The organism is Haladaptatus sp. (genome assembly GCF_049589095.1).
GTDB lineage: Archaea > Halobacteriota > Halobacteria > Halobacteriales > Haladaptataceae > Haladaptatus.
In genome coordinates, this window is the sequence record NZ_JBAWAC010000438.1 from 1 (window position 1) to 10,876 (window position 10,876).

Below are 10,876 nucleotides of genomic sequence, written 5' to 3' on the forward strand. Positions count from 1 at the left end.
CCGTCACCGGCGGTCTCCTCCTCGCCAAAATATTCGAGGAGGCCGAACTGCCCGAGGGACTGCTCAACGTCGTCCCCGGCAAGGGTTCGGAAATCGGCGACCGGATGGCGTCCCACCCCGAACTCGACGTGATGGCGTTCACGGGGTCGACGGAAGTCGGCAAACACGTCGCGGGCCTCGCCGCGGAGAACCTCGCGCTCCCCGCGATGGAACTCGGCGGGAACAACCCACACGTCGTCACCGAGGATGCCGACCTCGACGCGGCCATCGATTCGGCCGTGTTCGGATCGTTCCTCCACCAGGGACAGGTGTGCATCTCCATCAACCGCCACCTCGTCCACGAGGACGTGTACGACGAGTACGTCGAGAAGTTGACCGAGCGCGCCGAAGCGCTCCCCATCGGCGACCCGACGGACCGCGACAACATCATCGGCCCCATCATCGACGAGGGGCAGCGCGACCAGATGCTCGACTACATCGACTCGACGGTCGAGGAGGGCGCGACCCTCGAAACCGGCGGCCACCACGACGGCCTGTTCGTCAAGCCGACCGTCCTCTCCGGCGCGACCAACGACATGGCCGCTTCGTGCAACGAGACGTTCGGTCCCATCGCACCGGTCATCCCGTTCTCCTCCGACGAGGAGGCCATCGAACTCGCCAACGACACCGAGTACGGCCTCGCCGCGTCGGTCCACGCGGGCGACCTCGGCCGCGCACAGGACTTCGCCGACGCCATCGACGCCGGGATGGTCCACATCAACGACCAACCCATCAACGAGGAACCCCACGTCCCGTTCGGCGGCGTGAAAGGCTCCGGAATTGGCCGCTACGACGGTGACGCCATCGTCGAGGAACTCACGCAGGAGAAGTGGATTTCGGTGCAGCGCGACCAGCGTCGGTATCCGTTCTAAGCGACCGGTTACGATGGTCGAAAGCCCGCAGTTGCGCCGACGCGGCGCAACAGAGGGCGGTTTCCCCGTGAAAGTGACCAAAAGTATCGTCTGAACTTCGCTCTGATGAGCCTTTGCTCGCGACGGAGTTTCGTGAGCAACCCCACAATTTCATGTCTCGACGCGCAGCGTGAATCCCCACTTCGCGTATCCTTCGTCTTCGACCGAGAGCGTTTCCTCGAACGAATACTCTCCCGGTTCGAGGGGGTTTTCCGACCGGTGGTCACCCCAGATTTCGGCACGACAGGACAGCGTCTCGCCGTTCTCCGTTTCCCTCCGCATGAGGCCCAGCGGGTGGCCGAAATCGTCGTCTGCGAGGAGGTCCGGTATCCAACATTCCGGTTCGTCCATCTTCCGTTCGTACCCGTTGGGGGACGAAAGCAGTACCAGCCCAGTTTCGGGTCGAGAACAACGACAGGGAAGTTCGATTGGAACGGTTTTCCCGAACAGGAGTGCGGCCGCGTCCCCGTTCCACTTCAGCCCGATTTCTATCGTCGCCGTGGCTTCCGCGGTGATTTCCTCGTCAATCGTCCCGACGGATACGCTGGCTCTCGGGTCGTCGGGTTGGTCTACCCGTTCAATTCGGATCGTCTTCGTACTCCCCATGTTCTCCGTTTCGGTGGAACTGAACATCAAAGCGAGGCCGCTACTCCACCGCGAACCCCAATTTCCACCTACTCCTTCGATGCCGACTCGACGACTTCCTTCTCCGACGTCTCGATAACGGTCCGTTTCGGAACGTCGTTTTTCATCTTCGGACGGCGCGAGAGCAACCGCTGGACGAGCGTGAGTTCGTTCGGGGCCTCCTTCTCGATGGTGTGGTACTCGATCACGACGTTTCCCTCCTCCCCGTCGATTTTGAAGTAGGTCAGTCGGTACGAGGGGTAGTACACCGGCGGCAAGATGCCGATCCACGTCGAGGTTCGGTGCAGTCGCTTGAGCCACGTTCCGGTGTTGATGATGACGCGCTCGCCCACGTTCGTGAGCGAGACGCGGTGGGTGTGGCCGTAGATGTACGCCACGACGTCGGGGAACTCCTCGAACACGTCCTCGGCGGCGGCGACGTAGGGCGCGTCGGCCGGTTCCTCCGGTTTCTCCTGTCTGACGAGGCCGAACCGTTCGAGCGTCTTTCGCACATCGCGGGCGAAGAAGTACAGCGGTATCGAGACGAGAAAGAGGAGACCCACGACGACGAGATTGACGTAGATGACGAACTCCACGAGGTCACCGACCAGTCCGAACTGGTGGAGAAAGTCCGCCGTGAGATTCGAGATGAGATGCGTTCCGAGGACCCCGGTCGCTTCTAGCACGAGGACGAGGAGATACAGCAGGCTGATCTGGAAGAGTAACAGGAACGGCAACGCGCCGTAGCGCAGAAACGGGTTCATCTCGCGGTAGAAGTAGTTCGATGCGATCCAGTCCGGAATCTCTTCGAGTGGCGTGAGCGACTGGATGTCCTTGAGCCAGTTGTACTTCCCCCGCCCCGAAAGTTGTCCGGCCTTTCCCGTGATGTGGCGGTTGACGAAGTAGCCGAGCGGGTTCGCACGCGGGTTGCCGAACTCCGGCATGCGGTTGTGTGCATCCTCCTGCATGCCGTGTTCGATCCAGATCTTCTTCCCGGCGACAGACCGAGTCAGCGACAGCGTCGAGTCGAGGTTCACGTTGTACTCGGCCAGTCGCCTCTCGTACTCCGGATACCCGGCGAGTTCGGCGTCGTGGTTGCCGGGAATGAGCGTGATGGTGACGTTCTCGCCCGTCTTTCGAAACTGGTCGAACAGTTTCGGGTGGTGTTCGACCAGCAGGTCGAACTTCTTCATCCCGGCCGATTGGGTGAACTCCCACAGGCCGAAGGCGTCGCCGAGGATTACCAGTTCGGCGTTTTCATCTGTGGTTTCGAGCATCCGCAAGAACTCGACGAACTCGTCCTCGAACTCACACTTCTGTAGCTCCTCGTCGCCGCCGACGTGCAGGTCACTGACGAAGTAATAGGTTTCCGACATTCGTCCCCCCTGCCATCAACGAACGACTGGCCCATGCATAGCGGTTTCGTCCGAAAGCACTTTTCGATGTCCTTTTAGGGTGCGACCGATATTCGTTCCGTATGGCAAACTTTCAGGTCGTCGTTGCTGACCCCGACTCCGGGGCGGCCTATCAGCGCGAAGTAGACGGACAGGACGCAAACCGTTTCCTCGGCAAGTCTATCGGTGAGGACGTCGACGGCAGTGCCGTCGGTCTCGACGGGTATTCCGTCGAAATCACCGGTGGCTCGGACAACGCCGGTCGCCCGATGCGTGGCGACGTCGCAGGCCCGAACCTCAAGGACGTGCTCCTCGAAGGCGGCACGGGTTACAACCCCGAACGAGACGGCGAGCGACGCCGCATCTCGGTCCGCGGCAAGGAAGTCAGCGAGGCAGTCGCGCAACTCAACGTCACGATCTCGGAATACGGCGACGAGTCCGTCGAATCCCTCTACGGCGAGGGCGACGACGAGGAAGACGACGAGTAACGCGGCGGAACACTCAAACATATACACCATCTTTTCACGATTATGACTCAGCGGGTTTCTAGTGATACGACCGAAACCGTCAGGGCGACACTGGCGCAGGCGGGTGCGACGCATCGTGCGAACATCGAGATTTCCGGGGACGACGAGGACGCGTTTCCGGCCGATGAAATCGTCCGTATCGTCATGGACGATACGGAGTATCGCGCTCGAATCGAACGGCCGCTGACCGGCGACGGACGGCTCATTCGCGGGGTGTACGATACGCCGCGACTCGCGCGGAATCCCGGCGAAGGCGAAAACAGACTCGCCGAGTGGTTCGACGAGAGCAACCGCTCGTTTGGCCAGTCGGTGCTGATCGACGTGGTCGAGGAGGGGTTCAAATACGGGATTCGACAGCCGGGTTCGCGGGCGGTGTACGAGGCGACGGAAGCGCCGGACGGTGACCTCGCGGATATCGCACGCCAAGTCGAGGACCAATGAACAAGCGGGACGAGTTTTTGGCCGGTGACCGCCCGGACGACGTCGCGCTCTTTCTCGCCGATTCGTTCGTTTCCGGGGACACGCTGGCGGAGTACGGCGAGTCGGTACCCGGTGGGACACTGCTCATCGTCCCCGGCGAAACCGGTCGAAGCGTGTTCAAGAAGGCGACCGGAATGGACGCGATGAACTTCGCGAAACAGGCGATGGGAACCGAAGGGACCGTCGCACCGACGCTCGACGGCGGCGACTGTCCGGAGGGAGACCACGACGTGAAGTTCGTGTTCGCGTTCGCCGAGGAGCAGAACGAGGATGTCGGTGGCCTATACGCGGAGGGGGACGTGATTCACGCCTACGCCTACTGTGACTGTGGCACTGCGTTCTCACAGAAGTGGGTCGCCGGCGAACGCGAAGACGCACGAGCGGAGTGAGAATTCGATCCGAGTTCGTTATTCGATCCGAGTTCGTTACCATCCGTAATGAGTTAGATATATGTCTTTTGGCCGTGTTGGTGTAGAGAGCTAGATGGCGAATGTAGACCCGGTTTCGATCGGTCACGATTTCCCCGCCGAAATCCGTGTGCTCCACGTCGACAACGATGAGAAATTTCTCCAGTTGTCCAGAACGACCTTGGAAGTGGAGGATGGCATCGAAGAGGTCGTCAGCGTCACGAACAACGCGGAAGCGACGGAGTACCTCTTCGACCGTGACATCGATATCGACTGCGTCGTCAGTGATTACGAACTCGAAGATGGATCCGGATTGAAGTTGCTCGAACAGGTCCGTGATCGCTGTCCGTACATCCCGTTTCTCATGTTTACAGGGACTGGAAGCGAGGACGTTGCAAGCGGTGCTATTTCGGCCGGTGCGACGAACTACCTCCAGAAGGGGACGTCCGGTGTCCGGTTCGTCACGCTGGCGTCCCAAATCCGGCAAGCGGTGTCACACCGCTACGTGGAAAAACAAGTCCACCGAGGGTTTCGAGCCATCGACACGACCAGCGAAGGTATCGCGTTGCTCACGAACGATTTCCGTTTCAATTACGTCAACGAAGCGTACGCCGACCTGTTCGGCTACGACTCGTCCACCCTCATCGGAGGGGAGTGGAAGGAGACGCTCACGGACGAGGCAGACGACCGCATTCAGTCCGAGATAATCCCCGAAGTCGATTCTGCCGGGGAGTGGAACGGCGACATCACGGGAAAACGTCACGATGGCAGTACCCTCACGCTGACGCTCACCGTCTCAGTCGTCGCGGAAGACGAGTACGTCTGTGCCGTCCGAGACGTCACCGAGCGCAAGGAGCGTGAACGCGCGCTCGTCCGGGAGAACAAGTGACTCGACGAATTCGCGAGCCAGGTCTCTCACGACCTCCGTGGGCCGTTGAGCATCATCTACGGCTATCTCAACTTGGCCCGTAAAACGGGGGAAGAGGAACATTTCGACGAGGTAGAGACGGCGGCGGATCGCATCGAGGCCATCATCTCCGACCTCCTCGAAATCGCACGAGAAGGGCAAAAGACGCTGAAACTGGAGGAGGTCGAACTCGTCGAGTTCGCCATCGACGTGTGGAACGGCGTCGAAAGCGAGTCGGCGACCCTCGACGTCGAGTCGACGAACGGCCGAATTCTCGCCGACCGCGACCGTTTGACCGAGTTGTTTGCGAACCTGTTTCGAAACGCGATCGAACACGGTGGCGACGACGTGACCGTTTCCCTCGGCAAGACGCCGGGAGGATTTTACGTCGCTGACGACGGCCCCGGGATTCCGGAGGAACAACGCGAACGGGTGTTGGAATCGGGGTACTCGACGGAACAGTCCGGAACTGGACTCGGCTTGAGTATCGTCCAGCAGATCGCCGACTCCCACGGCTGGACGATTGCGATCGGTGACAGCACCGGCGGCGGTGCTCGGTTCGCGTTCTCCGACGTCGAATATCCGGGCACGCAGTGACACCTGTCCCTCGGATTTCCCCCGATTTTCCCGATTTCCTCGATTTCCCCGACATCGATTTCCCCGATTTCCTCGATTTCCCCGACATCGATTTCCCCGACATCGATTTCCCCTTCCCTGCCGACGGTTACCTATGGTAGAGCGGGTCCCCATCGACAACTGGGGCGCAATCGAAACCAACCTCCGGCAGTTCGCTCCGGACGTTGACGAACACGGGTCGAAACTCGTCGCACGGATGGGTGTCGCCCGGTTTACCGTCACGCGTGACGGACACGTTACGGCCGGAATGCCGTTTCACGAGTTCGACGGACGCGCGGATTGGGTCGTCTTCGACCACGACGCGGGCGTGATTCGGATCGAGCGGGCAGGGGTAACCTACGTGTTTCGCAAACCGTAGCGCAAGCGACTTCCCGCCGCGACGTGACCGTGCCGACGATGACATTCGACGCGGTGACGGTCGGGAGCGCGCTCGTTGACCACGTCTACTCGCTTTCGAACCTGCCGGAGCCGGACGGCGGCGCGTTCGTCCGCGACGAATCCCGTGCCGCCGGTGGCGTCGCGGCGAACGTCGCAACCGCGCTCTCACGACTCGGCCGCGACACTGGCGTCGTGGCACGCGTCGGCGACGACGAGGAGGGCGAATTCGTGAAAAGCGACCTCGAAGCCCGCGGCATCGACACGACCCGCGTTCGTCGCCGTGACGAGGACTCCTCGTACTGTCTCATCCTCCGCGACCCCGACGGCGAGCGCATGATCATCGCGGGCGGGGACGCCGTGCCCGCACTCCGACTCGACGACGCCGACCTCGACTACCTCCGTCGCGCCCACGTCGTGTTCACCAGCGCGTACGCCCCCAACGAAGTCGTCTCGCGCCTCGTTTCCGCCCGGAGAGCGGGCGACTTGCCACCGCTCGTCTTCGACCTCTCCGGCCCGCTCTCGGAACTCGACGGCCGGGGCGTCACCCGTGATACGTTGGACGACGCGCTCCCCGTCTTCGACCTGCTGATCACGAGCGAGGTACCCGTCCGATCGTATCTTGGCGTTGGTCCACACGAAGCCGTCGAGGTGTTCCGCGACAAGGGTGTGAAACGCGGCGCGGTGACGCGCGGCGGGGACGGTGCGCTGCTGTTCGACGCGTCGGAGACGGTCGAGATACCCGCCTTCGACGTCCCCGTGGCCGACACGACCGGTGCAGGGGACGGTCACACTGCTGGCCTGATCCACGAGTGGATTTTGGGAGCGGGAAATATGGCGAAAGCAGGGGAGTTTGCGGCCGCCGTGGCCGCACTGAACTGCGGCGCGGAGGGCGCGAGGGGTGGCTTACCGACGGAAAACGAGGTCGAGGAGTTTCTCTAACGTTGTGAAACCAATTCCCGAACCCGCTCTTCGTCCACTCGGTTCGTCGTCTCGTCTCCCTCTTTCAACGCCGTGCCGACGATCGCGCCGTCCGCGATATCCAGCAGGTCACGAACGTTTTCGGCCGTCGTTCCGCTCCCGAGAAGCACCGGCGCATCCGATCCGACCCCGTCCCGGCACGCGACGACGGCTTCCAACATCTCGGTATCCACTTCGTGACCGGTTCCGACGCCGCTCACGACGATACCGTCCGCCCGTCCGCGGCCGAGGGTCTCGTCCACCAGTTCGGTGACGGGCCGTTCCGCGAGTGCGGCGGAGTGTTTCACGTCCACGTCGGCGAGGACCTTCACGTCGGAATCGAGTTCGTCCCGCAGGCGGATCGTCTCGTGTGCGCTCCCCTCGATGATGCCTTGGTCGGTCAGGCGCGCGCCGGTGTGGACGTTCACGCGGATGAACTGGGCGTCGGCCGCGGTCGCTATCGAGAGGGCCGCTTCGGCGTCGTTGCGGAGGACGTTCACGCCGAGCGGGCACTCTGTAGCCTGTCGGAGTTCGGTGACGACGCGGGTCATGGAGGCGACGACGTGTTTCGGCACGTCGTTCGGGTGGAACGGCGAGTCGCCGAAGTTCTCCACCATGATCGCGTCCACGCCGCCCGATTCGAGCGCGTGGGCGTCGGTGAGCGCGCGGGTACGGAGTGCGTCGAAGTTGCCGTCGAAACCGGGAGCACCCGGCAGGGCGGGCAGGTGTACCATGCCGACGATGGCGTCAGTGTCGAAAATGACCATACGCGGGCCTCGTTGCGACCCGGATTAAAGGGTCCGAGTCGTTCGTTCGGAGTCGCTCCGGTTCGTTCCGGCCCGGAGAGTTCCGTTGCTGTTGGCAGTTCGACACCACAAGGCTTCTACGAGCGGGGCGGCGAAACCCACCCATAACTCGATGACGGACACAAGCTTGGAGACCGAGCGCGTTCCGCGACTGATCCAGGAAATACTCGGCGACCGCACGGTGACGAACGTGGTTCCGGCGGACGAGGGTACTGACGACGTCTTTTTCGTCACCGTCGAGATGCCGAACGGGGACCGACACTGCGTGCTGAAATCCCGTTCGTTCGTGGACCCGCCTTCGTTTCGAGTGGAACCGCGTATTCTCGACTTCGTGAACCGGCGAACCGAGATTCCGGTTCCAGCCGTTCTCGGATACGTGGACGAGCACGATAGCCTGCCCGCGCCGTTCTTCCTGATGGAGCGTGCGCCCGGCGAGCAGGTTTCCGCCCCGGAGTCGCTGACCGACCGCGCCCTCGAACGCACCGCACACGACGCCGGACGACACCTCGGCGAACTTCACTCCGCGGCCACGTTCGACGGATACGGCTGGCTTCGTGCGGGCATGGACGCCGAGAGCGAACCGACCGTCGGTGGCCTCTCGATCACCGATCTCGAACCCGATTGGCCCTCACGGCTCCGGTCCTACGCAGAAGGAAACCTCGCCCGCATCGAGGAATCCGGGCGATTTTCGGATCTGATCGACGAACTCCGTGCCGGACTCGACCACTACCTCGAAGTCGTTCCGACCGACCCCGCTCCGGTGCTCCTCCACGACGACTATCGGTTCGGCAACCTCCTCGTCAACCCGGACACGGGTACCGTGCGGACGGTGCTCGACTGGGGCAACCAGTTCACCGGCCACCGCGAGTTCGACCTCGCGACCACCGAACACTACCTCTGCGGTCGTCGCCCGCTGGACGACGACCGGCGAGACATCGTCCACGAGGCGTTGCTTTCGGGGTATGCGCAAACGGACGAACTGACGCGCGACGACGGGTTTCGGCGCCGACAACGGGCCTACCACTTCATCGGACAACTCTCCCCGCTCGCGTGGTTCGACCTCTGGTACGGTGGGGGCGACGGCTCGGATGAGATCGCGACCCGGCAGAAGGAACTCGCGCTATCGTTGCTTCCGTAGCCCCGAATCAGTTCCTCGTGTTCTCCGGTCACTGAACCGTCGATTGCTTATAAACGAGACGTAGTGTACGCTGTGATCGTCCGAGCAGAAGGAGTGATCATAATTATAAGCGCTCTCCGAACGGCTCCGACGTGCCCACGGGAATCTGGTCCAGCATGTACTTGCCGGGCGAAAAGGGATGTCCGACTCGGTGGACTCACCACCAGAATCCAAACCGGATACGAGCGGGGACTAACGATAATCTATCGTTACTGATCAGTTACTATGCTGTCGCAGGCGATGTGCGAGTTGACCGATATTGGTCCATCCGCGCAGTTTTCCGCTCTCTCGATCGTACTTGATGGCATCGTGCTCGGCGAGTAGTGGTAGATGATCGTTCCAGACGGCCTCAGAGATCTCTTCGAAGAGCTGGGTCGGTGTATCACCGGAACACTCATCCAACTCTTGGTACGTGAGGTGCTCGATTAGCGATTCGATTTCGACCGGGCCGTCGCATACTTGTAAGTAAGAGAGGATCACTCGTCGCCGTTGGCTCGTCAGCAATTCGCTGACTTCCGTCTCCGAAAGTCTCCCGTCAGTTGCATCGTTGGTAATACTTTCGAGGTCTTCGGTCGCGTTTTGGAGTTGCATATGTTTGCTCATTGCTCCCGACGTCCTTTCATCCATTTTGTAGTAACTCGCGTGGCGATGAATAGCTCGCTGTTGCGTATGTCACCGTATAAAATGGGGTCCAGTAGGCGGATGTATTCGTAAAACCGAATCAGGTTCGTGAACGCAAATCCCATACTGCTTCGAGGAAGGAGTGATCGGTACCCAGGGGGAGACCACTCCCTACGCTGTCCCAATCTTCCTATTTTCGTTACTAATCCGCCATCAATCGACTGCTTGGCCGTTCTTAACGGCAGTGCCATCCATGCAGTTTAAACAGCCATGGACGCTATTTTGATTATCACCAAAAACATGTGCAAAATCAGGCGTAACGAAGTTACCGCAGCTTTGACACCGGGTGTCAGCGATTCGTGACCCCGTTTGGGTCGGGGCTGTAGTTTGTGGCATGGTTCACTTCCTCATTACATGTTGTTTGCACGCTGTTTAGTGGCCGATCCACACTGCTGACACTTCGTGACACGGTACGGTTCGCGGGAGAACGATGCGTTCGAATTCTCTTTGCTCTCGGTGACAATCTCGATCGCCACTTGATGCGACGTCATTGCATCGCACTTCTCACACCATTCTGTAGGCTGATTGTCGGCAGTTGATGTGCTGACCATGGATTCGTGAATTTAGCGAACCGCCCTACAATGCGGTCAGTTGCGGCCCAATGCAGAAATGAAAACAGCGTAGGAGTGGGTTTAAACTCTGGTTATGAATGCAAGTCCTACTAAACCCGGCAGATGTTTCCATGAAGATGAATATCGTTTGTCACTTGTAAACGACCGTGTGAATCCACTCGTCGTCCTTGTGTCGTTAATTGATAGCTTCAAGAAGTGCTACCGGAGTACAGCGTTGAAAACATAGAGATGAGGTATCCGGGTACTGTCTAGATACTTGACTTCGCACGTTAGACGAACATTCCTTCGATCTGGTGCATTAGTTCGTCGGTGTTTTGATTCGGACTGGTGAGTGCCCAGGACAGAAGGTTCTGAACGCTCTCGCGGAACGAACGTTTGAT

14 protein-coding genes and 1 pseudogene are annotated in these 10,876 nt (G+C 60.5%); 10 read left to right on the forward strand and 5 right to left on the reverse strand.

From position 1 onward, the window contains the following. On the forward strand, positions 1-911 hold a 911-nt coding region (locus tag WBV42_RS13720; protein ID WP_423986524.1), incomplete at its 5' end, for an aldehyde dehydrogenase family protein. Positions 912-1,061: 150 nt separating this feature from the next. On the opposite strand, the gene WBV42_RS13725 is transcribed toward WBV42_RS13720, so the two are convergent. Next, a complete protein-coding gene (locus WBV42_RS13725; protein WP_423986525.1) occupies positions 1,062-1,556 on the reverse strand; it encodes a hypothetical protein in 495 nt (164 codons plus the stop codon). Between the two features lie 68 nt (positions 1,557-1,624). Beyond that, a complete protein-coding gene (locus tag WBV42_RS13730; RefSeq protein WP_423986526.1) occupies positions 1,625-2,950 on the reverse strand; it encodes a metallophosphoesterase in 1,326 nt (441 codons plus the stop codon). 101 nt (positions 2,951-3,051) lie between these two features. On the opposite strand from WBV42_RS13730, the gene WBV42_RS13735 reads away from it, so the two are divergent. From WBV42_RS13735 to WBV42_RS13770, 8 genes and pseudogenes are all read left to right on the forward strand, one after another. After that, positions 3,052-3,456, forward strand: coding sequence for a 30S ribosomal protein S6e (locus WBV42_RS13735; protein ID WP_253228878.1), 405 nt, complete (start codon positions 3,052-3,054; stop codon positions 3,454-3,456). Between the two features lie 42 nt (positions 3,457-3,498). Further along, complete coding sequence (locus WBV42_RS13740) at positions 3,499-3,936, forward strand: DUF7112 family protein (protein ID WP_423986527.1); 438 nt, start codon at positions 3,499-3,501, stop codon at positions 3,934-3,936. After that, positions 3,933-4,364 carry a DUF5807 family protein gene (locus WBV42_RS13745; RefSeq protein ID WP_423986528.1) on the forward strand — a complete coding sequence of 144 codons (432 nt, stop codon included), beginning with the start codon at positions 3,933-3,935 and terminating at the stop codon, positions 4,362-4,364. The genes WBV42_RS13740 and WBV42_RS13745 overlap by 4 nt, the downstream gene beginning before the upstream one ends. A gap of 94 nt (positions 4,365-4,458) precedes the next feature. Then, positions 4,459-5,271: a response regulator gene (locus WBV42_RS13750; RefSeq protein WP_423986529.1), complete on the forward strand. Its 813-nt coding sequence runs from the start codon at positions 4,459-4,461 to the stop codon at positions 5,269-5,271. 15 nt (positions 5,272-5,286) lie between these two features. Beyond that, positions 5,287-5,436 (forward strand): annotated as a pseudogene (locus tag WBV42_RS13755) (histidine kinase dimerization/phospho-acceptor domain-containing protein); the annotation flags it as partial. A 27-nt stretch (positions 5,437-5,463) separates the two neighbouring features. Then, the gene (locus WBV42_RS13760; RefSeq protein ID WP_423986536.1) at positions 5,464-5,886 is read left to right on the forward strand and encodes a sensor histidine kinase; all 423 of its coding nucleotides are present in this window, start codon (positions 5,464-5,466) and stop codon (positions 5,884-5,886) included. Between the two features lie 133 nt (positions 5,887-6,019). Then, entirely contained in the window at positions 6,020-6,283 is a 264-nt protein-coding gene (locus WBV42_RS13765; protein ID WP_423986530.1) for a hypothetical protein, read from the forward strand. 38 nt (positions 6,284-6,321) lie between these two features. After that, positions 6,322-7,242: a carbohydrate kinase family protein gene (locus WBV42_RS13770; protein ID WP_423986531.1), complete on the forward strand. Its 921-nt coding sequence runs from the start codon at positions 6,322-6,324 to the stop codon at positions 7,240-7,242. Here the strand turns inward: WBV42_RS13770 and WBV42_RS13775 are convergent. Further along, positions 7,239-8,027: a BtpA/SgcQ family protein gene (locus tag WBV42_RS13775; RefSeq protein ID WP_423986532.1), complete on the reverse strand. Its 789-nt coding sequence runs from the start codon at positions 8,025-8,027 to the stop codon at positions 7,239-7,241. The two genes, WBV42_RS13770 and WBV42_RS13775, sit on opposite strands and share 4 nt — an antisense overlap. 151 nt (positions 8,028-8,178) lie before the next feature. Between WBV42_RS13775 and WBV42_RS13780 the strand changes: the two genes are divergently transcribed. Then, entirely contained in the window at positions 8,179-9,204 is a 1,026-nt protein-coding gene (locus WBV42_RS13780) for a phosphotransferase family protein (RefSeq protein ID WP_423986533.1), read from the forward strand. A 255-nt stretch (positions 9,205-9,459) separates the two neighbouring features. On the opposite strand, the gene WBV42_RS13785 is transcribed toward WBV42_RS13780, so the two are convergent. After that, the gene (locus tag WBV42_RS13785) at positions 9,460-9,846 is read right to left on the reverse strand and encodes a DUF7344 domain-containing protein (RefSeq protein ID WP_423986534.1); all 387 of its coding nucleotides are present in this window, start codon (positions 9,844-9,846) and stop codon (positions 9,460-9,462) included. Between the two features lie 231 nt (positions 9,847-10,077). Then, positions 10,078-10,260, reverse strand: coding sequence for a DUF7563 family protein (locus WBV42_RS13790; RefSeq protein ID WP_423986535.1), 183 nt, complete (start codon positions 10,258-10,260; stop codon positions 10,078-10,080). Positions 10,261-10,876: the final 616 nt, after the last annotated feature.

What these genes read in the sequence shown, in the direction of transcription:
- WBV42_RS13725 (WP_423986525.1), bottom strand. Translation starts at nt 1,556, where the DNA reads ATGGGGAGTACGAAGACGATCCGAATTGAACGGGTAGACCAACCCGAC.
- WBV42_RS13730 (WP_423986526.1), bottom strand. Translation starts at nt 2,950, where the DNA reads ATGTCGGAAACCTATTACTTCGTCAGTGACCTGCACGTCGGCGGCGAC.
- WBV42_RS13735 (WP_253228878.1), top strand. Translation starts at nt 3,052, where the DNA reads ATGGCAAACTTTCAGGTCGTCGTTGCTGACCCCGACTCCGGGGCGGCC.
- WBV42_RS13740 (WP_423986527.1), top strand. Translation starts at nt 3,499, where the DNA reads ATGACTCAGCGGGTTTCTAGTGATACGACCGAAACCGTCAGGGCGACA.
- WBV42_RS13745 (WP_423986528.1), top strand. Translation starts at nt 3,933, where the DNA reads ATGAACAAGCGGGACGAGTTTTTGGCCGGTGACCGCCCGGACGACGTC.
- WBV42_RS13750 (WP_423986529.1), top strand. Translation starts at nt 4,459, where the DNA reads ATGGCGAATGTAGACCCGGTTTCGATCGGTCACGATTTCCCCGCCGAA.
- WBV42_RS13765 (WP_423986530.1), top strand. Translation starts at nt 6,020, where the DNA reads ATGGTAGAGCGGGTCCCCATCGACAACTGGGGCGCAATCGAAACCAAC.
- WBV42_RS13770 (WP_423986531.1), top strand. Translation starts at nt 6,322, where the DNA reads ATGACATTCGACGCGGTGACGGTCGGGAGCGCGCTCGTTGACCACGTC.
- WBV42_RS13775 (WP_423986532.1), bottom strand. Translation starts at nt 8,027, where the DNA reads ATGGTCATTTTCGACACTGACGCCATCGTCGGCATGGTACACCTGCCC.
- WBV42_RS13780 (WP_423986533.1), top strand. Translation starts at nt 8,179, where the DNA reads ATGACGGACACAAGCTTGGAGACCGAGCGCGTTCCGCGACTGATCCAG.
- WBV42_RS13785 (WP_423986534.1), bottom strand. Translation starts at nt 9,846, where the DNA reads ATGAGCAAACATATGCAACTCCAAAACGCGACCGAAGACCTCGAAAGT.
- WBV42_RS13790 (WP_423986535.1), bottom strand. Translation starts at nt 10,260, where the DNA reads ATGCCACAAACTACAGCCCCGACCCAAACGGGGTCACGAATCGCTGAC.